We start from the raw sequence: 23,025 nt of genomic DNA on the forward strand, positions 1-23,025 counted from the left end.
TCGTTCAGGGTGAATTCGGCGAATGCCGCCGCACCCGCACCGGTTCCGGCCCGCTCCCCCGTATCGTCGGCGGGCGTGACGAAGGTTCAGCCACCCCTGTCCTATCCGCACGCCGCACGCGCCGACGTGGTCGACGACCTGCACGGCAGGAGAGTCCCCGACCCGTACCGCGCGCTGGAGGATCCGGCCGATCCGCGGACCGAGGAGTGGTCGGCCGCGCAGGACGAGTTCGCCCGCGCCCGGCTGGACGCGCTGCCCGGGCGCGCGGAGATCGCGCAGCGCCTGACGTCGCTGCTCTCGGCGGGGTCGGTGTCGGCTCCGGTGTGGCGGGCCGGGCGCGCGTTCTTCACGCGCCGTGCCCCGGGCCAGGAGTTCCCGGTGCTGTACCTGGTCGACGAGGACGGTTCCGAGCGTCCGCTGCTGGACGTCACCGAGCTGGACCCGTCCGGCCTCACCACGCTGGACCGCTGGTCGCCGAGCCTGGAGGGCGACCGGCTGGCCTACCAGGTCTCCGTCGGCGGTGACGAGGAATCGCTGTTGTACGTGCTGGACGTGACCACCGGTGAGCTGCTGGAAGGCCCCATCGACCGGTGCCGCTACTCGTCGATCTCGTGGATGCCGGGCGGCAACGAGTTCTTCTACGTGCGGCGGCTGCCGCCGGAGGCGGTTCCGGAGGGCGAGGAGCAGTTCCACCGCAGGGTGTGGCGCCACCAGGTGGGCGCGCACCCGGACGACGACCTGCTGGTGCACGGCGACGGTCTGGAGCACACCTTCTACTACGACGCCCGGGTGTCCCGGGACGGCCGCTGGCTGCTGGTGCACGGCAGCCCGGGCACGGCGCGGCGGGACTCGATGTGGATCGCGGACCTGTCCGGGGACGCGGAGCTGCGGCAGGTCGTCGACACCTCCGAAGGCATCCGCGCTTCGGCGTGGGTGGAGCGCGACGGCAGGCTGTACGTGCAGACGACGCTGGACGCGCCGCGCTGGCGGCTGTGCGTCGCCGACCCGGAGGCCCCGGAACCGGCCAACTGGCAGGAGCTGATCCCGGAGGACCCGGACTCGGTGCTGGAGGCGGTGCGCTGGTTCGACGACGGCACCGACGACCCGAAGCTGGCGGTGCTGCGCACCCGGCACGCGGTCTCCGAGCTGGCGCTGCACGACCCGGTCACCGGGGACCGCACCGAGCAGGTGCCGTTGCCCGGCGCCGGCCAGATCACCGCGCTCACCGCGGTCGACGAGGACACCGAGGGCGACCGGGACCGGCTGTGGATCGGCTGGACGGACTTCGCCACGCCGCCGTGCGTGCAGCTCTACACGCGGGCGTCCGGCACCACCCGGCAGTCGCGGCGCGCGCCGGGCGCGGCGGAACTGCCGGAGGTGCACTCCGCGCAGGTCGAGTACACCTCGAAGGACGGCACGACCGTCCGGATGTTCGTGCTCGCGCCGGCCGCCGACCCGGACGGACCGCGGCCCGCGCTGGTCACCGGCTACGGCGGGTTCTCGCTGTCGATGGAGCCGTCCTACTCCCCTACCGCGCTGGCCTGGGTCGCCGCGGGCGGGGTGTGGGCGCTGCCGTCGCTGCGCGGCGGTGGCGAGGAAGGCGAGCAGTGGCACCGCGCGGGCATGCGCGAGAGCAAGCAGAACGTGTTCGACGACTTCCACGCCGCGGCCGAGCACCTGATCTCCACCGGCTGGACCTCCCCGGACCGGCTGGCGATCACCGGCGGCTCCAACGGCGGGCTGCTGGTGGGCGCGGCGTTGACGCAGCGCCCGGAGCTGTACCGGGCGGTGGTGTGCTCGGCGCCGCTGCTGGACATGGTGCGCTACGAGAAGTTCCTGCTGGGCCGCACCTGGAACGACGAGTACGGCACCGCCGACGATCCGGCGGAGCTGGACTGGCTGCTGTCGTACTCGCCGTACCACGCGGTCGTCGAGGGCACCGGCTACCCGTCGGTGCTGTTCGCGGTGTACGAGTCCGACACCCGGGTCGACCCGAACCACGCGCGCAAGATGTGCGCGGCGCTGCAGCACGCGACGAGTTCGGACCCGGCGCGGCGGCCGGTGCTGCTGCGCCGGGAGACCGAGGTGGGGCATTCCGCCCGGTCCGTTTCGCGTACCGTGGGGCTGGCGACCGACCAGATCGCCTTCCTCGCGGAGGCCACCGGGCTCCCCCTCGCCTGAGCGGTCGCCACCTCTGACAACTCGGTCGCGGTAGGCGCGCGCCACGCCCAGCGGTGCACGGCCGGCTCCGGGACCTGCGAACGGCGGGGCGTTCGCAGTGCCCGGCATGCAGCCGGCCCGCACCTGCGGCGTGGTGCGGCCACGCGGCCTACGCACGACCGGAGCATGGAGACCCCCGACCCATGACACCCCCGCTGTTGACCCAGCCGGACTGCGTCAAGGACGACGGCAGCTGGTGCCAGACCGTGTACTCGTGGTCCGGCAACGAGTGGCTCGCGATGTACTCGGACCTGCTGATCGCCAAGCCGCTGAACATCGTGATGATCATCATCATCGCGTTCCTGGTGCGCTACTTCGTGCACCGCACGATCTCGCGGCTCACCAGGGGCAACGGCGGCAAGACGCCGAAGTTGCTGGTACCGCTGAAGGAACGCCGCCCGGAGACCTCGGCGATGGCGCTGCTCTCGGAGCGCCGGATGCAGCGGGCCCGCACCATCGGCTCGGTGCTCAAGTCGCTGTCCTCGTTCGTGATCTTCGGCCTGGCGTTGATGTACGCGCTGAAGTCGCTGGGCATCGAGCTCGCGCCGATCCTGGCCTCCGCCGGGGTGCTGGGCGTGGCCGTCGCGTTCGGCGCGCAGAACCTCGTCCGGGACTTCCTGTCCGGCATGTTCATGATGGTCGAGGACCAGTACGGCGTCGGCGACATCGTCGACCTCGGCGAGGCCAGCGGCACCGTGGAAGCGGTGGGCCTGCGCGTCACCACGCTGCGCGACCTCAACGGCACCGTCTGGTACGTGCGCAACGGGGAGATCCTGCGCGTCGGCAACTCCAGCCAGGGCTTCGCGGTCGCCGTCGTCGACTTCCCGATCTCGCACACCAGCTCGGTGGAGAAGGCCATGGAGGTCGCGCTCAGCGTCGCCACCGAGGCCGCCTCGCGGGAACCGCTGTCCAAGGACGTGCTGAACCCGCCGGACATGCTCGGTGTCGACAAGATCACCTCGGACACGATCACGCTGCGGCTCACGGTGAAGGTGCGGCCCAGCACGCAGTGGGCGGTGCAGCGCAGGCTCCGCGTCGCGATCAAGCGGGCCTACGACGAGGAGAACATCGAACCGCCGTACCCCCACGGCCGGCCGCAGATCGACTCGGCCCAGGTATGAGCGGTGCCGCGGGCAGGGGAGGATGGCGGGCGTGAGCGCACCGGAGACCTTCTACGACCAAGTCGGCGGCGAACCCACCTTCCGCTTCATCGTGGCGCGGTTCTACGAGGAGGTGGCGAAGGACGAGCTGCTGCGCCCGCTCTACCCGGAGGAGGACCTCGGTCCCGCCGAAGAGCGGCTGCGGCTGTTCCTCATGCAGTACTGGGGCGGGCCGCACACCTATTCGGACCGCCGCGGCCATCCCCGGCTGCGGATGCGGCACGCACCGTTCAAGGTGGGTCCTGCGGAGCGGGACGCGTGGCTGCGCTGCATGCGGATAGCGGTGGACGAGGCCGAGCTGGGGGACGAGCATCGCGAGCAGCTCTGGCAGTACCTGGAGATGGCGGCGCAGAGCATGATGAATTCGTGGTTCTAGGAGCCTGATCGATTGTCATGAACGCACCGGTGGGGGACTCGGGAGCGGCTCCGGCCGCCCCCTGGTGGCGCGATGCGGTGTTCTACCGGGTCGATCTCCGGTCGTTCGCCGACGCCAACGGTGACGGGGTGGGGGACCTCGACGGTGCCCGGCTACGCCTCGGCTACCTGGAGCTGCTCGGCGTCGACGCGCTGTGGCTGACCGCGGTGGCCGCGGCGCCGCTGACCGATCCGGTGCGGGGCCGCGGCGTCGACCCGGTGCTGGGCGAGCTGGAGTCGTTCGAATCGCTGGTCGACGAGGCGCACGCCGCGGGCCTGCGGGTCGCGGTGGACGTCACCGCGCAGCACGACCTGATCGAGCGGCTCACCGGCCCGGAGCACGAGGTGCTCGCGGAGTCGGCGCGGTTCTGGCTGGACCGCGGCGTGGACGCGCTGCGGGTCGCCTCGGTGCCCGGCGCGGGCGCGCCGGCGGGTGGCGCGGTCCGCGAGCTGCTGCGGGCGCTGGCACCGGTCATCGCGGACTACCCGGGCCGCGGCATCGGGGTGCTCATCGACGAGTCCTGGTTCGACGCCTACCAGGACCACGACGGCTGGGACATCGGCATCGACCTGCGGCTGGGCCGCACCCTGTTCGACGCGGGCGAGCTGCGCGAGGTCATCACCCGGATGCTGGCCTCCGCGCGGATGCTCGGCGTCCCCGCGGTGTGGGTGGTGGCCGGGGAGGACCGCACGCACCCGGTGACCCGCTTCGGCGGCGGCACCGCCGGAGAGGCCCGGGCGAGGGCGCTGGCGCTGGTGTCGCTCGGTCTGCCCGGCATCGTCGGCCTGGACACCGGTGAGGAACTGGGCCTGCCGAGCGCGGGGACCGGTTCCCGCTCGGCACCGCCCGCGCGCGGCCCGATGCCGTGGGAGGGCGACGAGCCGTCGTTCGGCTTCTCGCCCGTGCCCGGCGGCTGGTGGCCGATGTCGGCCGAGTGGGCCGGCTACACGGTGGAGGCGCAGCTGGAGGACCCGGAGTCGACGCTGTCGCTGTACCGCCGGGCCCTGGAGCTGCGCAAGGAGCACCCGGCGCTGCGCGGTGACGAGGTGGCCTGGTTCGGCGCCCCGGCGGGCTGCCTGGCGTTCCGGCGCGAACCGGGCGCGCTGACCTGCGCGTTGAACGCCTCGACGGAACCGGTGACGCTGCCGCCGGGCGAGGTGCTGCTGGCCAGCGGCGCGCTCGACGACGGCAGGCTGCCGCCGAACACGGCGGTGTGGCTCATCTGACCCGCGCACCGGCAGGCCGCCCGGTGGCCCGATCGACCGAGGCTCGCACGCCCGGGACGAGCAACCGGCGGTGCGCCGAACGGGCGTGCGGAGCATGCCGGATGGCCGCCGCGATCCGGCAGGACGGCAGGTAACGGGTTTCCCGACGCGCCCGCCGACCTTCCGATCAGCGCGGTGCGACCGGCGGGTAAGTTGTGCAACGCCCGAGTTCCGCCTCAGCCATCCCAGGACGTCATGCCCGCAGCGAGCCCGGCACCGCACCACGCCACCCCGCAGCGCACCCAGGGCTCCACCGCGGCCCGCGGTACCCGGCTGCTCGGGGTGGACCTGGCCCGATTCGTCGCCATCTTCGGCATGTTCGTGATCCACTTCGGCGCGCCGTTCTGCGGCGGCCCGGTGGAAGTGGCGCTGGCGCAGGCCTCCAGCGGGCGCGCGACCGCGCTGTTCACCTTCCTCGCCGGGGTGTCGCTGGCGATGCTCACCGGACGGCGGACACCGCTGGCCGGGAGCAAGCTGCGGGACGCGCGGGTGCGGGTCGCGGTGCGCGCCGTGCTGCTGCTGCTCATCGGGCTGGCGCTGGCGAAGTCCACCGAGGCCACCGGGTTCCTGCTCACCGTGATCATCCCGTTCTACGGGGTGTACTTCCTGCTGTCGCTGCCGTTCCTGGGGATGAGCCCGCGCGGCACCGGGATCGCCGCGGCGGTGCTCATCGTCGCCGGGCCGCAGCTGTCGTACCTGGTCCGCTGGCTGCTCGCCGGGGACAACGCGTTCGCCGCGGCCGCCGGGGCGTGGCATTCCGTCGACCCCGGCAACCTGATCGCCGACCTCGGCGCGGTGGACCTGCTGCTGACCGGGTTCTACCCGGCGGCGACGTACCTGGCGCTGGTGCTGGCCGGGCTCACCCTCGGCAGGCTCGACCTGCGGTCCCGGGCGCTGCGGCTGCGGCTCGGCATCGGCGGTGCCGCGGTCGCCACCGCCACCTACGTGACCACCGCGCTGCTGGGGTTGACCTACGCGCCGCTGAGCGACGTGCTCACCGAGGGCACGGTGCCGCTGGAGCACCCGCAGCTGCTGCTGGCGGCCCGCGCGCACAGCGGATCCTCGTTCGAGCTGATCGCCTCGCTGGGCATCGCGGTCGCGGTCCTGGCGCTGTGCCTGGAACTCGCGGACCGCTACGAGCGGCCGCTGCTCCCGCTGATCAAGGCGGGCACCATGGCGCTGACGCTGTACGCGCTGCACGCGCTGGTGATGTCCTGGCAGATCGTCGTCGGCGGCTGGCCGCTCAGCGGCGTGCCGGAAACGCTGGACGAGCTGGCCAGCATGGGTCCCGAGGCCGAGTGGGTGCCGGACCTGCCCGCGTTCCCCCCGGACGGGCACCGGCCGGAGGGCATCGTCGGGTTCGTGAACACCTACATGTCCGAGCTGTTCCTGCTGTTCTCCATCGGCTTCGCCACCCTGTGGAAGCGGTTCTTCCGCCGCGGTCCCTTGGAAGGCGCCGTCAGCGCAGCCGTCGACCTCTGCACCCGCAAGCTCTCGTACCGCTGAGCTCCGTCCCCCGCTCCAACACGAGAGGACGCGCCCTCGTCCTTCCTGTCAGCGGCGAAGCCGCTGAGCAGCCGACCATCCACCGCCGCGGGTTCTCAGCTGCTTCCTCGCGAGGACAGCGATTTCTCATGTGTCGGAAATCGATCCCGCAGCGAGGAAGCAGCCGAGGTTCCGCCACCCCACCCCAGAGCAGAACGAGCGGCTCACATCAACAAGGACAGCAGCGCATGCCGTCGGCGTACCACTGCGCCGTAGCGGGAGTCCATGCGCAACCACGAGTCGGTGGCGCTGACCCGCACGATCTCCGACTCCGCGGGCTCCGAGACGAGGAACCCCATGCCGGAGAGCACGAACAGGCAGCGCAGCGGGATCTTCACGTCCAGCCCGGAGCCGCTGACCGTGAACACCTCCTGGTCCAGCAGCGAAGCGGGCGGGGTGCCCTTCGGCCCGACGTTCTCCTTGGCCATCGCGATGCCGCGGTCGGCGACCTCGCCGACGAGCTTCGCGGGCAGGTCGTCCACCCGCCGCCACCCCTCGGGCGGCGGCAGTTCGGAGCGCCACAGCAGGTCCCGCGGCGGCCCCGGGTCCATCTTCGGCCCGCCCGCGACGGTCAACGAGGCCAGCAGTTCGTTGCCGGACACGGTGACGTCGGCGGGTTCCACCTCGCCTTCGACGGAACGGGTGCACAGCGCGTCGAACGGGGTCGCGCCCCACACGTCGATGCGGCCGGTGGTGCCGCGGTTGCGCAGCCGGATCACCGACTGACCGTCGAGGCGCACCGAGCGGGCCACGAACGCGCCGAGGTCCTCGCGCTCCACCTGGTCGGGCATCCGCAGCTCAGGCACGGTCGCCCGCTTCCGCCAGCGCCGGCTGCCACTCGGCGAGGAAGGCGCGTTCGTCGGCGCTGAGCCTGCGCGGCCGCCCGGCCTGCAGGTCGTAGGGCACCATCAGCGTCTCGGCGGTCGCGACCGCGGGCGAACCGCTCGTCGACGCCGAGTAGTCGAGCACGAACGACGCGGATTTGAGGTCCCGCACCGACATCCGCACCTGCAGGGTGCCCGCCGAGTGCGACACCGGGACCCGGTAGTCGACGGCGAGGCGCGCGACCACCATGCCCTCCGCCATGCCCAGCAGCCCCCGCCTGCCCGCCTCGGTGAACAGCAGCTCCACCCGGGCCTCTTCCAGCAGGGTCACCGTTCTGGCGTGGTTGACGTGCCCGAACGCGTCCATGTCGGACCAGCGCAGCGGAACATCGGCTACGAACGCACCCACTCGTCGGTGTCCTTCCCGTGGTGTCGGCCGGGGACACCCCCGGCTCGTCGTGCTCCCCGGCCGGTCCCCCGGCACGAGGAGGGGACGGGCCGCCGCGACCCGTCCCCCGAGGCACCCGGTCCGATCGTCCCGCCAAGGCCGACCGGACCGGGAGCTCCGGTCAGCGGACCATGCTGCGCAGCTGCCGGGTCGCCACCGACAGCGTCGCCAGGTCCAGACCGCCGGACCGCTTGATGGCCTCCAGCGAGGTCCGCGCCCGCTCGATGCGGGAGGCGTTGGTGGCCTCCCACTGGGCGATCTTGTCCGCGGCCGATTCCTCCGGGTCGCTGGTGCTGAGCACGTCGATCGTCAACGCCCGCAGCGAGGCGTACATGTCGTCGCGCAGCGCCAGCCGCGCCAGCGAGTGCCAGCGGTTGCCGCGTTCGAGCCCGTTGACGGCGACCAGCAGCCGCTCCATGTCGAGGTGCTCGGACAGCGTGTAGTACAGCTCCGCGCTCTCCATCGGGCTGCGCTCGGCGCTGACGCCGTTGTCCCGCTCGGCCAGCTCGGCGATCTCGGTGATGTCCAGCAGCGCGTAGGTGTCCAGCAGGGCACCGATCCGCTCCGCCAGGTCCGCCGGGACGCCTTCGGCGACGAGCCGCTGCTTCTTCTCCTCGGCGGCGACGGCCGCCTGCCCGTGCAGCAGCCCGGGCACGCTGGCGGACAGCTCGGACACCACCGGCCGGAACCGGCTGATCTCCGCGCCGATCGCCAGCGGCTGCGGCCGGTTCGACAGCAGCCAGCGGGCCGCGCGGTCCAGCAGCCTGCGGCTGGCCAGCACCATCTCGTCGGCGACGCGGCTGGCCACCACGTTGTCCAGCTCGTCGATCCGCCGCCACAGCTCCGGCAGGTCGTACACGCTGGTGACGACCGCGTAGGCGCGCACCGCGTCGGTGGCGCTCGCCGCGATCTCCTCGGACAGCCGGTAGGCGTAGGACACGCCCGCGCCGTCGACGACCTCGTTGACCAGCAGCGTCGAGGTGATCTCGCGGCGCAGCGGGTGCGCCGGGATCGCGTCGGCGTAGCGCTCCCGCAGCGGCTTCGGGAAGTAGTCCGGCAGCCGCCCGCTGAACGCGTCCGCGTCCGGCAGGTCGCTGGCCAGCACCTGCTCCTTCAGCGAGAGCTTCACGTGCGCCAGCAGCGTCGCCAGCTCCGGCGAGGTCAGGCCGGTGCCGCTCTTCTCCCGGTCGCGCAGCTCCTTCTTGCTCGGCAGCGCCTCCAGGTCGCGGTCCAGGCCGCCTTCCTCCAGCGCGGTGATCTGCCGGGCGTGCACCGACACCATCGGCGCGGCGTGCGCGCGGGAGACGCCCAGCACCTCGTTCTGCCGGTAGTTGTCGGCGAGCACCAGCTCGGAGACCTCGTCGGTCATCTCCGCCAGCAGCTCGTTGCGCTGCTCGCCGTCCAGCTCGCCCTCGGCGACCAGGTGGTCCAGCAGGACCTTGATGTTCACCTCGTGGTCCGAGCAGTCCACGCCCGCCGAGTTGTCCAGCGCATCCGTGTTGACCTTGCCGCCCGCGCGGGCGAACTCGATGCGGCCGCGCTGGGTGAGGCCCAGGTTGCCGCCCTCGCCGACCACCCGCACCCGCAGGTCGCCGCCGTCCACCCGGACCGCGTCGTTGGCCTTGTCGCCGACCTCGCCGTGGGTTTCGGTGGCGGCCTTCACGTAGGTGCCGATGCCGCCGTTCCACAGCAGGTCCGCGGGGGCCTGCAGGATCGCCTTGATCAGCTCGGCGGGCGGCAGCGCCGGCACCGACTCGTCGATGCCCAGCGCGGTGCGGACCCGCGCGTTGAGCGGGATCGACTTCAGCGACCGCGACCACACGCCGCCGCCCTCGCTGATCTTGCTGCGGTCGTAGTCGTCCCACGTGGACCGCGGCAGCTCGAACAACCTGCGCCGCTCCGCGTAGGAGATCGCCGCGTCCGGCTCCGGGTCGATGAACACGTGCATGTGGTTGAACGCGGCAACCAGCCGGATGTGCTCGGACAGCAGCATGCCGTTGCCGAACACGTCGCCGCCCATGTCGCCGATGCCGACGACGGTGAAGTCCTCCCGCTGGGTGTCCAGGTCCAGCTCGCGGAAGTGCCGCTTGACGCTCTCCCACGCGCCCTTCGCGGTGATCCCCATCGCCTTGTGGTCGTAGCCGACCGAGCCGCCGGAGGCGAACGCGTCGCCCAGCCAGAACCCGTACGAGCGCGCCACGTCGTTGGCGATGTCCGAGAACGACGCGGTGCCCTTGTCCGCGGCCACCACCAGGTAGGTGTCGTCCCCGTCGTGGCGCACCACGTCCTGCGGCGGCGCCACCTCACCGCCCACCAGGTTGTCGGTCAGGTCCAGCAGGCCCGAGATGAACATGCGGTAGCAGGCGATGCCCTCGTTCAGCGTCGCCTCCCGGTCCTTCGCCGGGTCACCGGTGGGCAGCGGCGGGCGCTTCACCACGAAGCCGCCCTTCGCGCCGACCGGCACGATCACCGCGTTCTTCACCGCCTGCGCCTTCACCAGGCCCAGGATCTCGGTGCGGAAGTCCTCCTGCCGGTCCGACCAGCGCAGCCCACCGCGGGCCACCGAACCGAACCGCAGGTGCACGCCCTCCACCCGCGGGGAGTACACGAAGATCTCGTAGGCCGGCCGCGGCTCCGGCAGGCCCGGGATCTCCTTCGGCTCCAGCTTCATCGCCAGGTAGGAGCGCTCCCGCGCCCCTTCGGCGTAGTAGTTGGTGCGCAGCGTCGCGGTGATCAGGCTCAGGTAGCTGCGCAGGATGCGGTCCGCGTTGAGGCTCGTCACCTCGTCGATCAGCCGGGTGATCTGGGTGCGCAGCTCCTCCTGCCGGGACACCCGGTCGTCCTCGGCCAGCTTCGGGTCGAAGCGCACCTCGAACAGCCTGGTCAGCGCCACCGTCGTCGCGCGGTGCGTGAGCACCACGTCCGCGATGAACTCCTGGCTGTACGGGACGCCCGTCTGGCGCAGGTACTTCGCGTAGGCGCGCAGCACCGACGCCTGCCGCCAGCTCAGGCCGGCGCGCAGCACCAGCGAGTTGAACCGGTCCACCTCGGCGTCGCCCAGCCAAGCCGCGCGGAACGAGTCCTCGAAGCGCTCGCGCAGCGTGTCCAGCCGCTCGGCGCCCTCCGTCTCCAGCAGCCCGCTCTCCAGCCGCAGGCCGAAGTCGTAGATCCAGCACTCGGCGCCGCTCTCCGGCACCACCTCGTACGGGCGCTCGTCCACGACCTCCACGCCCATGCTCTGCAGCACCGGCAGCACCCGGGACAGCGTCACCCGCTCACCGGTGACGTAGATCTTGAAGCGGCGCTCGCCCGGGGCGGCGTCCTCCGGCGTGTAGAACGACATCCGCAGGTCGCGCTCACCGGACAGCGACGCCAGCTTGCGCAGGTCGCGCAGGCCCTCGCCCGCGCTGAAGTCCTCCTTGTACGCCTCCGGGAACGAGGCGGCGTACTGCTGGGCGGCTTCGCTGGCGGCCTCCGAACGGCGCACCCGGCGCGGCTCCTCGGCGTCCGCGGGGGCGATCTCCACCTCGTCGACCATCTGGTCTTCCCAGGTGTGGATCGCCTCGGACAGCCGCTCCTGGATGCGTGCCAGGTCCGGCTCCGGGGCCTCGCCACCCGGCTTCGTGTGCACCACGAAGTGCACGCGGGCCAGCGCCGACTCCCCGACGCGGGTGCTGTACTCGACGCTCGCGCCGCCCAGCTCCTCCAGCAGCACCTCCTGCATCGCCAGCCGGGACCGCGTCGTGTAGCGATCCCGCGGCAGGTACACCAGGCAGGAGAAGAACCGGCCGTACGGGTCGCGGCGCACGAACGGCTTCAGCTTGCGGCGCTCGGCCAGCGCCAGCACGCCCGTCACCGTCTCGCGCAGCGTGTCGAGATCGGTGGAGAACAGCTCGGTGCGCGGGTAGTTCTGGATCTCCTCCAGCATCCGCTGGCCCGAGTACGACTCCAGCGGGAAGCCCGCGCCGTGGATCGCCTCGCGCACCCGGCGCTCGATGAACGGGATGTCCAGCACGTTCTCGTGCAGCGCGGTCGTGGTGAACAGGCCGATGAACCGGTGCTCCCCGGTGACGGCGCCGTTCTCGTCGAAGGTCAGCACGCCCACGTAGAACGGGTGCACCGAGCGGTGCACCGTCGACGGCGTGCTGGCCTGGGTGAGCACCAGCGGCTCCCCGGAACGGGTGCTGGTGAGCACATCCGGGCCGGTCGTCAGGTCCTCGGCGGCGACCGTGTCGCTGCGCAGCACGCCGAGACCGGACCCCAGCACCGGGCTCAGCGCGGGCGTGCCGTCCTGCTCGACGAGCTCGTTGTGCCGGTAGCCGAGGAAGGTGAAGTGGCCGTCGGCGAGCCAGCGCAGCAACCCCGCGCTGTCCGCGGCCTGCTTGCCGGGCAGCGCCCCCGGGTGCGCCTCCAGCTCGTCGGCGAGCGACCGGGCGGTGGTCAGCATCCGCTCGGTGTCCTCGACGACCTCGCGGACGTCGCCGAGCACGGTGCGCAGGCCCTGCTCCAGCGCCTGCAACCGGTCCCCGTCGGTGATCCGGTCGACCTCGGCGAGCATCCACGACTCGGCGAGCGCGTCCGCGGGCGGCGCGCCCGGGTCCGCGTGCGGCAGGACCTCCAGCAGCGTGCCCGCGGCGTCGCGGCGCACCACGACGATCGGGTGGATGATCCGCTGCACCTCGGCGCCGTGCCGGGTCAGCTCGGCGATCACGCTGTCCACCAGGTACGGCATGTCGTCGGTGACCAGCTGCAGCACGGTCGCCTGGTTCCGCCAGCCGCCGTCGTCGAGGCTGGGGTTCACGACCTGCACCAGCGGACGGCCCGCGACCCGGTCGGCGGCGAGCGCGTGGTGCGAGCGCAGCGCCTCCACGAGCTCGTCGGGTTCGTCACCGGCGAGCTCTTCGGCAGGCACATGCCGGAAGTAGGTCCGCAGCAACTCGCCGAGCTCCCCCGCGGACTCGGCGGCGCGGTCGAGCAACCAGGCCTTCGCGGCCTCCGGGTTCTCCAGCACGGCTGCCCCGCCGGTCGCGGCGTCGGGGATGGCGGATCGGGGTTTCGAGGTCATCTTCGCTGCTCCACGCTTGACGGCACCGCGTTGTGCCAACACGGCTTCCACCCTAAGCCTGCCAGGCCTGGCCCCGATCAGGTGGGAGCGGCACCGCAAGCTCGGGAAACCTCGCGCGACGCTCGGGTTTCCGGGCGATTCCGGGGGTTCCGCGGGGTGTTCTCGCGGGGCGTCGGAGGTGCGCGAGTGCGGAGGATCACGCGGGGAACCGGGCGGGCGGGGCGGATGCGCGCCGCGTCGTGCGGACGCTCGGTGCGTTGTTCGGACGCGTGGTGCGGATTCGACGTGCGTGGTGCAGGGGTGGGGAAGCGGGCGTGGGTTCGTGGTGCGGGTGCGGGTTCTGCGCGTGGCGCCGGCTCTGCGCGTGATGCGGGCTCTGCGCATGGTGCCGGCTCTGCGCGGGCGCGGGCTCCGCGGCGTAGCGCGGGCGCGGGCTCCGCGCAAGGCGCCGGCGCTGCGCATAGCGCGGCGCTGCGCATAGCGCGGCTCCGCGCATGGTGTCGGCTCCGCGCATGGTGTCGGCTCTGCGCATGGCGCCGGTTCCGCGTATGGCACGGCGATCATGCCGGGTCATCTCGGTGCCGGACCACGAGCAGTCGTCGACGGCGCAGGTCGGCGCGGTGGAGCACCTCGACGAGGAGCTCCCGGAACCGGAGCCGGGACGCGCGCGGGCGCTGCGCGGGTGCCGGCTCGGCGCGCGGCACGGGCTCGGCGCGTGGTGCCGGCTCCGCGCGTGGTGCCGGCTCCGCGCGTGGTGCGGGCTCGGCGCGTGGTGCCGGCTCCGCGCGTGGTGCGGGATGCCGGTTCGGCGGGCGCGGGCCGCGGCGGGGCACCGCGCCCGCCCTCGCTCCGGAGTCCGGTGATCAGTACCGGGGCGTCCAGGTGTCCTGGGCCGGGCGGCGGTGCCGCGGGCGGGCGTCGGGTTCCGCGTCCGCCTCGTGCTGGTGCGGCAGCCCGACCGCGTGGCCGTTGCTGCCGGGCCTGCCGTGCCGTCCCGGACCGTCGTCGTCGTGGCGCCTGCCGTTCTCGTAGGCCAGCAGCGCTTCGGCCAGCAGGTCCGCCAAGCCGACCTCCCCGGCCGGTTCCTCCGCGGACTGCGCGCCGCCGTCCTGGTGCCGGGCCAGCAGTTCCGCCGCCGATTCGAGGCGGTCGGCGGCGGAACCGCCGGGCGAACCGAACGCCTGCTCACCGGTCGGGGACGTGCCGTGCACCGGGCCGAGCTCGGGACGGGTCGTGTCGAACGGGGAGACCTCCGGCTCGGTGCGGCCGGACGGCTCGGACAGCATGCCCAGCGTCGGCGGCAACCCGTCCCCCGGCTCGACCGTCCCTTGTGGTCCGAACGGGTCGGCGGCGGCGTGCGCGGACGTCGGGCGGTCCCACGGCGCCGCGTCCCAGCGCGGCGGTGCGGGCGCGGTGGTGCCGGGCTGCTCGTCGGGGTCGGCGTGCCGGGCGCGGCGGCGGCCACCGGAGCTCGGCGGGCCATCGCCCGCATCGGTGTCCTCGAACCCGGCGTGCCTGTTCTCGGCGGGCTCGAACCCGATCCCCTCGGAACTCGCCGGATCGAACCCGGCGTGCTGGCCGCTGGCGGAGCCGTCGTCCTCGGCCGCGGCGCGCTGCTCGCCCAGGAACGCACCCAGGTAGCGGTCCGCCCACGACGCACCGGACCGCGGCGGCTCCGCCACCACCGGGTCCTCGTACCGCTCGACCTCGGCGGGTTCCGCGGCCGCCCGGCGCGACCGGGCGCCGTCCTCGCGGCCGCGCTGCATCTCGGCGAGGCTCTCCCGGATCTCGGCGAGGCTGCGGCCGCGCGAACGCCTGCCGCCTTCCTCGTGCGTCCCGGCATCCGGTTCCGGGAGCTCCTCGTCGAGGTGCTCCACCGCGCCGACCTGCGCCGTCGACGGCTGCTCGTGGTCCGGCACCGAGATGACCGGCATGATCGCAGTGACGTCCGGGAAGCTCGGCTCCGCCGGGGCGCCGCCGCGATCCCACGGCGCGGCCACCTCGGTGGGCGGCGTGTCGACGACGTCCTCCCGGCGCCGCGAACCGCGGGTGCGCGGCGCGGGCCGGTCGTCGGACTGGCCGCCGTCGGACGGCCGGTCCCCGGGCTCGGCGGGGAGCGCGGCACCGAACGGCTCCGGTTCCGGCTCGGGCGCCGCCGGTCCGCTGCGAGAACCGAAGTCGTAGACCGGGAACCCCTCGCCGAACGGTGCGGAGGTGACGCGCCCGACCGGAACGTCCACGCCGCCGTGGCGGGCGGGTTCGTCGCCCGCGGGCTCGGCCGGTTCGGGCGCGCGGCGCCTGCCACCGGTGCCCGCGGTCTCCTGCCCGGGCGCGCGGGGAGCCGGCATGGCGCCGATCCCCTGCTCGGCGTGGTCCTGGTGCGGCCTGCGGTCGTCGGCGACGCGGCTGGTCAACGTGTCCATCAGCCGTCGCGCAGCGTCGCGCACGCTGCTCTCGCCCGGCTTCCGGTATTCGTCGAGCAGGTCCTCGGGGGCGATGCGGTCGGCCGCGGTGCCGGTCGGCGCGGCCGGGACCTGGTCGGCCGCGGCCTGGTCGCTCGGCGGTTCCGGAGCCGCCGGGGGCTCCGCAGCGGTGGGCGGATCCGGGAACCCGGGGCTCGCGGCGAACGCGCCGGTGGTGCGCTGCGGGCGACCGGTGCCGTCGGCTCGGCGGCGGCCCGCGGTCTCCTGCTGCTCCGGCGCTTCCGCGGCCGCGTCGTGGGCCCCGGCGGCGGCCGGTTCGGCCGCGTGCGCGCGGCGTCCGGATTCGGCGGCACGGGCGGCACCGGCGCCGGACTCGGTGCCGGACTCCGGTGCGCCGGTCGCGGTGCCGAACTCGGGTGTGCGGGTCGCGGTGCCGAACTCCGCGGTGCCGGCCGCGGTGCCGAACTCCGCCGCGGCGGCCGCGGTGCCGGACTCGGCTGCGCGGGTCGGGGCGCCGGACTCGGTGGTCTCGGTGGCGCCGAAGGCCGCGGCGGTGGCCGGGACGGATGGCGCGGCGGTCTCCGGCGCGGGCAGGCTCGCCGCGAGCGGTTCCGGTGCAGCGGGTGGTTCCGGCAGGGCGGTGGTCGCCGTGCCGACCGGTTCCGCCGGGACGGGGTGGCCACCGGTGCCGGTGGCCAGCGCCGGGAACTCCTCGAGCAGCCGGATGCGGGCCGCGTGCACGGCGGCCCGCCAGCGGCGGTCGGCGGCGTAGGCGCGGCGCAACGTGGCCAGCGCCTCGACGAACTCCTCGGCCTTCTCGTGGGTCTGCGATGACATGCTCAGCGATTCGGTGAGCAGGCAGTCCAGCTTGTGCCGCTCCGCGTTGGCGGCGGCGTCGTTGAGCAGCCGCACCGCGGCTGCCAGCTCACCGGCGGGCAGGTGCACGCGGGTCGCCAGGGCCAGCCGCAGCCAGCCGGACGGCCCGGCCGCGGCCGCGCGGACGGGAGTGCGGATCACCGGTGAGGCGGCCTCGACCGCCTCGGTGCGGCGCCCGAGGTCCAGCAGGGCGTGCACCCGCTCCAGCACCAGGCGAGCCCGGATCTCCCCGCTCTCCGCGGCGGGATCACCGAGCCGGTCCAGCAGGGCCAGGCCCGCTTCGGCGGCCCGGGCGGCCTGTTCGAAGTCGCCGTTGCGCCGCAGGTGCCCGGCGCGCGCGGTGCGCACCCGCGCCAGCAGCAACCTGCTGGTGTCCCGGTTCAGCTCGGAAGCCGCCGCGTAGAGCCGGTCGGCCTCGTCGAGCGCTTCGGCGCGCTCGGACTCCCGCTGCTTACCGGGCAGCGCGGCGGCGAGCTCCAGCAGCGCGTGCGCGCGCAGCGACGGTTCGATCCGCTCGCGCTCCAGCACCGGTTGCAGCACGCGCAGGGCGACCTCGTGCCCGCCCGCGGTGCGGGCGCAGCAGGCGAGTTCGACGCGCAACTCCGCGGCGATCTCGTGATCACCCGCGCGCTCCGCGTCCCGGACCGCGGTGATGGCCCGCTGCGTGATCGCGACCCCGTGCCCGAGGCGGTTGGACGCGAACAGCGCCACCGCCTCGGCACGGAGCCGCAACGCGCGGTCACCGATGCGTCTGGCCTCCGCGACCGCCTGGTCGCCGAGCATCAGGGCGAGCTCGGGCACCCGCCAGCGCATCTGCCAAGCGGGTTCGAACAATTCCTGCGCACCGCCCGGATGAGCTCCGTGCACGCTGGCCAAGACGCCTCCCCGTTCAGGTTCAGCCCCGGGTCAACTTCCGGTGGGTGACTCTGTGCGGACGGGCGGCTTCCTGCCCCAGTCTGTCGATCTTGTTCTTCTCGTAGCCCTCGAAGTTGCCCTCGAACCAGTACCACTTCGCCGGGTTCTCGTCGTCGCCTTCCCAGGCGAGGATGTGCGTGGCGACGCGGTCCAGGAACCACCTGTCGTGCGAGATCACCACGGCGCAACCGGGGAACTGCTCCAGCGCGTTCTCCAGCGAGCCCAGGGTCTCGACGTCCAGGTCGTTCGTCGGTTCGTCCAGCAGGATCAGGTTGCCGCCCTCCTTGAGGGTCAGCGCCAGGTTCAGCCGGTTGCGCTCACCGCCGGAGAGCACGCCCGCGGGCTTCTGCTGGTCGGGACCCTTGAAGCCGAACGCGCTGACGTAGGCGCGGGACGGCATCTCGACCTGGCCGACCTGGATGTAGTCGAGACCGTCGGAGACCACCTCCCACACGTTCTTCTTCGGGTCGATGCTGGCCCGGTTCTGATCGACGTAGGACAGCCGGACGGTGTCGCCGACCTTGACGGTGCCCGCGTCCGGCTGCTCGAGCCCGACGATGGTCTTGAACAGGGTCGTCTTGCCGACGCCGTTCGGGCCGATGACGCCGACGATGCCGTTGCGCGGCAGGTCGAACGACAGCCCGTCGATGAGCAGGTTGTCGCCGAAGCCCTTCTTGAGGTTCTCGACCTCGACGACCTGGTTGCCCAGCCGCGGACCCGGCGGGATCTGGATCTCCTCGAAGTCCAGCTTCCGGGTCTTCTCCGCCTCGGCCGCCATCTCCTCGTAGCGGTCCAGGCGGGAGCGGGACTTGGTCTGCCGGGCCTTGGCGTTGGAGCGGACCCACTCCAGCTCTTCCTTCAGCCGCTTCTGCAGCTTCTGGTCGCGCTTGCCCTGCACGGCGAGGCGTTCCTGCTTCTTCTCCAGGTAGGTGGAGTAGTTGCCCTCGTACGGGTAGGTGCGCCCGCGGTCGAGCTCCAGGATCCAGCCGGCGACGTTGTCCAGGAAGTACCTGTCGTGCGTCACGGCGAGCACGGCGCCGGGGTAGTTCGCGAGGAACTGCTCCAGCCACAGCACGCTCTCGGCGTCGAGGTGGTTCGTGGGCTCGTCGAGCAGCAGCAGGTCGGGCTTGCTCAGCAGCAGCTTGCACAGTGCGACGCGGCGGCGCTCACCACCGGAGAGGTGGCTCACCTCCGCGTCCGGCGGCGGGCAGCGCAGCGCGTCCATCGCCTGCTCGAGCTGCGAGTCGATCTCCCACGCGTCCGCGTGGTCGAGCTCCTCCTGGAGGCGACCCATCTCCTCCATCAGCTCGTCGGTGTAGTCGGTGGCGAGCTGCTCGGCGATCGCGTTGAAGCGGTGCAGCTTCTCGATGATCTCGCCGACGCCCTCTTCGACGTTGCCGAGGACGGTCTTCTCCTCGTTGAGCGGCGGCTCCTGCTGCATGATGCCGACGGTGTAGCCGGGCGAGAGGAACGCTTCGCCGTTGTTCGGCTGCTCGAGTCCCGCCATGATCTTGAGCACGGTCGACTTGCCGGCGCCGTTCGGGCCAACGACGCCGATCTTGGCACCCGGGTAGAACTGGATGGTCGCATCATCGAGGATGACCTTGTCCCCGTGTGCCTTCCGCACCTTCTTCATGGTGTAAATGAACTCGGCCATGCCCTGAATCGTAGTTGCGTCCCGTGTCGGCCCGTGCACCACCGTCGGTTGCCGCGCGCCACCGGCTCCACCGCTGGTCACCGACCCGGCGGGTGGCGCGGAGATCACCCGTCGCGGGCCGCTGCGACGTCCGGCCGATCCACCCCTGCGCCGGTCGCCGCAGTGCCGGACCAGGCGGCGAGGCGCTCGGCGGATCCGGGAAATCGGTTGCCCCGCGCCAGATCCAGGCCCACGGCGGCCGCCTCCACCTCCACGGCGGTGCGCCTGCCGGACGCCGCCTCGAAGTCGCGGGTGCGCAGCCGCCCGGTGACGACCAGCGGCGTGCGCTCGCCCACCACGCCGATCACCCCGTCGGCGACCCGGCGCCTGCAGTGGACGGTGACGATCAGCCGGTCACCGTCGACCCAGCGCTCGGCGTTCCGGTCGTAGCGGCGGGAGTTCCCCGCCAGCCGGAAGGACACCACCCGCTCGCCATCGGTGAACGTGTGGATCCGCGGCTCGGTGAGCACGGTCCCGACCACGGCCACGGTCGTCTCGAACATCTCGCACCTCCTGGAACTCGGGGCCGCCCTTCGGCCCGATACCAGGATGCGCGGCGTCGATCACCCAGCGCTACCCCGAATTCACGATCTGTGCACAACTCGCGACGCTGTGGACGGATTCCGCGGAATCCGGCTTTCAACCCCCTATCGGGGGTCACCCATCGGACCGAGAAGCCGGGTTCTGCGCCCCTGACCCCGCCGTGTCCCCGGTGGAGAGCCGCCGCAGCATCTCGTTGTAGGCGGCCAGATCCGCGTCCCCGTCCACCGCCGCCTTGCGGTCCAGCCGCCGCGCCTCCCGGTAGTCCGCGCGCGACCACTGGATCAGCAGCGCCAGCATCACCACCACCAGCGGCACCTCCCCCGACGCCCACGCCAGCCCACCGCCCAGGTTCTGGTCCGCCAGCAGATCCCCCGCCCACGGCAGCGACAGCCCGCGGTAGAAGTCCGACCCGATCACGGTGTTCGACATCATCAGCGTGATCCCGAAGAACGCGTGGAACGGCATCGACGCGAACACCATGCCCAGCTTCGCCAGCGACGGCAGCGGCCGCGGCGCCGGATCGATCCCGATCACCGGCCAGTAGAAGACGTACCCGGTCAGCAGGAAGTGCGCGTTCATCACCAGGTGCGCCCAGTGCTGCGGCAGCGCCGCGTCGAACAGGCCGGAGAAGTACAGCGCCCAGAACGACCCGGTGAACAGCGCCAGCGCCACGAACGGATTCGTCAGCCACCGGGTCACCGGCGAGTGCAGGAACGCCAGCAGCCACTCCCGGGCCCCCGGCGGCCGTCCCTTCGCCGCGGGCTTGAGCACCCGCAGCGCCAGCGACGTCGGCCCCGCCAGCACCAGCAGCACCGGCGCCAGCATCGACAGGATCATGTGCTGTCCCATGTGGACGCTGAACATCGCGGGCGCGTACCGGCCGATGCCCGAGGAGGTCGCCACCAGCACGCTCGCGCACCCGCACAGCCACGCGATCGTGCGCCCCAGCGGCCACCGGTCGCCGCGCCGGTGCAGCACCCGCACCCCGTACAGGTACAGCCCGGCGAGCACCAGCGCCGCCGTGCCGAAGACAAGGTCGAAGCGGAAGTCGAACAGCAGCCGCAGCGCCGTCGGCGGCCCGTCCAGCGGATAGCCGATCAGCAGCTCGGTCCGGCCCGGCACCGCCCCCAGCTCGGCGGGCGGCGGGGTGCGGCCGAGCGCGACGGCCACCCCGATCGTCGCGAACATGACCAGCACCTCGACGGCGCCGATCCGCAGCAGACCGCCGCCGCCCTGCTCGACGGTGCGCACCGCCCGCTCCCGCTGCAGGTAGCCGATGCCGCCGAGCACCACCAGCAGAACGACCTTGACCAGCACCAACGCGCCGTAGGTCGTGCTGAGCAGCTGGTCCAGCGGCACCCGGGCGAAGGCGTTCACCACCCCGGAGGCCGCCATCACGATCCAGCAGACCAGCGCGATCCGGGAGAACCGGCGCGCCACCAGCCCCGCGTGCGCGCCCTTGCGCGCCAGGTGCGCCAGCAGCGCCACCAGCCCGCCGACCCACAACGTGGCCGAGAACAGGTGGAACAGCAGGCTGTTCGTCGCGATGTCGTGCGCCCCGCCGCTGGCCGAGTGCCCGGTGGCGATCAGCGGGAACATGCCCAGCAGCGACACCGCGAACAGCACCACTGTCCAGCCCCAGGACAGCACCACGCGGCAGCCGACGGCCAGCACCAGCGCGATCCCCGCGGTCAGCAGCCACGCCTTCGCCTCTTCCAGCGCGTCGACGAGCCCGAACAGCACCTGGGCGTCGAGGACCGCGCCGATCGGGCGCCCGGTGGCGTCGGCTGCCGTGAACGGCACGAGCAGCGCGGCGCCCACGCACCACACCCCGGCGGCCCAGCCCGCGGTCCGCACCGCCGCGTAGCCGTCGGCGAGCAGCGGACCGGACCGGCTCGCCGGGATGCCGAACGCGGCCAGCAGCAGCGAGCCGATGCACACCACCGCGCCGCTCTCGGCGAGCACGCGCACCGCGGGCAGGCCGAACGCGGTCACCGCACCCGGGTCGGGCAGCCCCAGCACCGCGTACGCGTCGCCCGCCGACATCGCGGTGAGCGCGGCGGCCACCACCGCCGCGAAGATCCCGGCCGTGACGACCAGGATTCCGACGGTGGTGGACCTGCTGCGTGCGCCGGGAACGGTCTCAGAAGCCACGGAACGAGCCTAACCGCCGGACTCTGACCTGCGGTTTCGGGTGCCCTCGCGCCTCGTCGCCAGGTCGCGGGCCCGGTCACCCGGCAGGCGGGGTGGTGGCCGCTGGACGGGATCAGCCTGCGCCGCGGCATCCGCGAGGAGTCCTCGGTGGCGATCCTGATGCTCACCGCGCGCGGCGACGCGGCCGACGTGGTGCAGGGCCTGGAGGCGGGAGCCGACGACTACGTGACCGAACCGTTCGACACCATGGTCCTGGTCGCTCGGCTGCGCGCCGCGCTGCGGCGGCGGGAACCGGTGCGGCCCGCCGAGGACGCGCCCGCGAGCGACCGGCTCGCGTTCGGCGACCTGGAGCTCGACCGGGACTCGCTGGAGGTGCGCCGCGGCGGGCGGCTGCTGTCGCCGACACCGACCGAACTGCGCCTGCTGCTGGAGTTCACCGGTGATCCGGGCCGGGTGCTGTCCCGCGGACGGCTGCTGGAGCAGGCGTGGGACTACCCGGCGAGCAGCGACACCCGGGTCGTCGACGTCCACGTGCAACGGCTGCGGATGAAGGTCGGCAAGGACCGCATCGTGGCCGCGGCACCTCGCGGGGACGACCGCCCGCACGTGACCACCCGGGTCAGAGGCGGGCCACCAGGTTCTCGAACAGCTCGTCGTAGGTGCCGTCGACGGCCGCGAACCGCTGCGGCTTCACCCGGTCCACGAGCACCTGCCGGATGTCCGGGTCGGCCTGGATCAGGCCGATCGCCTCGGACACGAACTCGCCCAACGGCATGGCCCCGGCGTGGTCGGTGCCCGGCCCCATCAGCGTGGTCCTGGTCAACGGCGGCGCCAGCTCGATCAGCTGCACCGGCGTGCCGCGCAGCTGTGCCCGCACCGCCTCGGTGAAGGCGTGCACGCCGGCCTTGGTCGCCGAGTAGGTCGGCGTCAGCGGCATCGGCACGTAGGCGAGGCCGGAGGTGACGGTGATGATCGACGCTTCGGGCCGGGTGCGCAGGTGCGGCAGGAACGCGGTGAACACGCGGATGGTGCCCAGCAGGTTGGTCGAGATCGTCCGCTCGGCGACTTCGAGCGCGTCGGCCTCGAGGTGCCGCTCCGGGACCATGATGCCGGAGCTGATCAGCACGGTGTCCAGCTCCGGGAACCGGTCGACGACCCGGTCGCGCAGCGCGGTGATGGACGCGGCGTCGGTGACGTCCACGACCTCCCCGGCGAAGCCGTGCTCGGCGGCCAGCGCCTCGACCCGCTCCCGATCGCGGCCGGTGATCACGACGGAGTTGCCGAGCGCGGCCAGCTGGTGCGCGAACTCCAGGCCGATGCCCGACGTGCCACCGACGATCAGCGCGGTGCGTCCTGCGGTCTTCATCCCTGCCTCCAGTTTCGTTGTTACTTCGAAAACGGTATCACCGATATTTTCAGCGGAACAACTGCACTGATATCACTGATACTTCCAGGCAGGAGGACTGCTATCGTTGC

At 72.8% G+C, this 23,025-nt stretch carries 13 protein-coding genes and 1 pseudogene; 6 read left to right on the top strand and 8 right to left on the bottom strand.

Translation table 11 applies throughout. The features are described 5' to 3' along the window. Positions 1-75 precede the first annotated feature (75 nt). The 5 genes from ABZ805_RS05340 to ABZ805_RS05360 all read left to right on the top strand — a co-directional run bounded on the left by ABZ805_RS05340 (position 76) and on the right by ABZ805_RS05360 (position 6,566). Positions 76-2,181 carry a prolyl oligopeptidase family serine peptidase gene (locus ABZ805_RS05340; protein ID WP_358434686.1) on the top strand — a complete coding sequence of 702 codons (2,106 nt, stop codon included), beginning with the start codon at positions 76-78 and terminating at the stop codon, positions 2,179-2,181. Positions 2,182-2,363: 182 nt separating this feature from the next. Next, complete coding sequence (locus ABZ805_RS05345; protein WP_358434689.1) at positions 2,364-3,341, top strand: mechanosensitive ion channel family protein; 978 nt, start codon at positions 2,364-2,366, stop codon at positions 3,339-3,341. Positions 3,342-3,363: 22 nt separating this feature from the next. Beyond that, positions 3,364-3,756: a globin gene (locus ABZ805_RS05350; protein ID WP_358434691.1), complete on the top strand. Its 393-nt coding sequence runs from the start codon at positions 3,364-3,366 to the stop codon at positions 3,754-3,756. 17 nt (positions 3,757-3,773) lie between these two features. After that, the gene (locus tag ABZ805_RS05355) at positions 3,774-5,021 is read left to right on the top strand and encodes an alpha-amylase family glycosyl hydrolase (RefSeq protein ID WP_358434693.1); all 1,248 of its coding nucleotides are present in this window, start codon (positions 3,774-3,776) and stop codon (positions 5,019-5,021) included. Positions 5,022-5,255: 234 nt separating this feature from the next. Next, on the top strand, positions 5,256-6,566 hold the full coding sequence (locus tag ABZ805_RS05360; RefSeq protein ID WP_358434696.1) for a heparan-alpha-glucosaminide N-acetyltransferase domain-containing protein: 1,311 nt from the start codon (positions 5,256-5,258) through the stop codon (positions 6,564-6,566). Positions 6,567-6,769: 203 nt separating this feature from the next. Here ABZ805_RS05360 and ABZ805_RS05365 read toward each other — a convergent pair whose 3' ends face one another. From ABZ805_RS05365 to ABZ805_RS05395, 7 genes are all read right to left on the bottom strand, one after another. Next, entirely contained in the window at positions 6,770-7,411 is a 642-nt protein-coding gene (locus ABZ805_RS05365; RefSeq protein WP_358434699.1) for a hypothetical protein, read from the bottom strand. Next, positions 7,404-7,838, bottom strand: coding sequence for a thioesterase family protein (locus tag ABZ805_RS05370; protein WP_358434702.1), 435 nt, complete (start codon positions 7,836-7,838; stop codon positions 7,404-7,406). Before ABZ805_RS05370 ends, ABZ805_RS05365 begins: the two co-directional genes overlap by 8 nt. 160 nt (positions 7,839-7,998) lie before the next feature. Then, positions 7,999-12,942, bottom strand: a complete 4,944-nt coding sequence (locus ABZ805_RS05375) for an NAD-glutamate dehydrogenase (protein ID WP_358434705.1) — start codon at positions 12,940-12,942, stop codon at positions 7,999-8,001. Positions 12,943-13,805: 863 nt separating this feature from the next. Then, positions 13,806-17,117, bottom strand: a complete 3,312-nt coding sequence (locus ABZ805_RS05380; RefSeq protein WP_358434708.1) for a hypothetical protein — start codon at positions 17,115-17,117, stop codon at positions 13,806-13,808. A gap of 19 nt (positions 17,118-17,136) precedes the next feature. Further along, on the bottom strand, positions 17,137-18,813 hold the full coding sequence (gene ettA, locus ABZ805_RS05385; protein WP_358434711.1) for an energy-dependent translational throttle protein EttA: 1,677 nt from the start codon (positions 18,811-18,813) through the stop codon (positions 17,137-17,139). A 104-nt stretch (positions 18,814-18,917) separates the two neighbouring features. After that, entirely contained in the window at positions 18,918-19,355 is a 438-nt protein-coding gene (locus ABZ805_RS05390; RefSeq protein WP_358434714.1) for a single-stranded DNA-binding protein, read from the bottom strand. 154 nt (positions 19,356-19,509) lie between these two features. After that, positions 19,510-21,549 (bottom strand): cytochrome c oxidase assembly protein, encoded by a 2,040-nt coding sequence (locus ABZ805_RS05395; RefSeq protein ID WP_358434717.1) that lies wholly within the window; start codon positions 21,547-21,549, stop codon positions 19,510-19,512. A gap of 111 nt (positions 21,550-21,660) precedes the next feature. Between ABZ805_RS05395 and ABZ805_RS05400 the strand changes: the two are divergent. Beyond that, positions 21,661-22,101, top strand: a pseudogene (locus tag ABZ805_RS05400) (response regulator transcription factor); the annotation flags it as partial. A gap of 67 nt (positions 22,102-22,168) precedes the next feature. On the opposite strand, the gene ABZ805_RS05405 reads toward ABZ805_RS05400, so the two are convergent. Continuing rightward, the gene (locus ABZ805_RS05405; RefSeq protein WP_358434720.1) at positions 22,169-22,915 is read right to left on the bottom strand and encodes an SDR family NAD(P)-dependent oxidoreductase; all 747 of its coding nucleotides are present in this window, start codon (positions 22,913-22,915) and stop codon (positions 22,169-22,171) included. Between the last annotated feature and the right edge of the window lie 110 nt (positions 22,916-23,025).

This window comes from Saccharopolyspora sp. NPDC047091 (genome assembly GCF_040643635.1).
GTDB lineage: Bacteria > Actinomycetota > Actinomycetes > Mycobacteriales > Pseudonocardiaceae > Saccharopolyspora_C.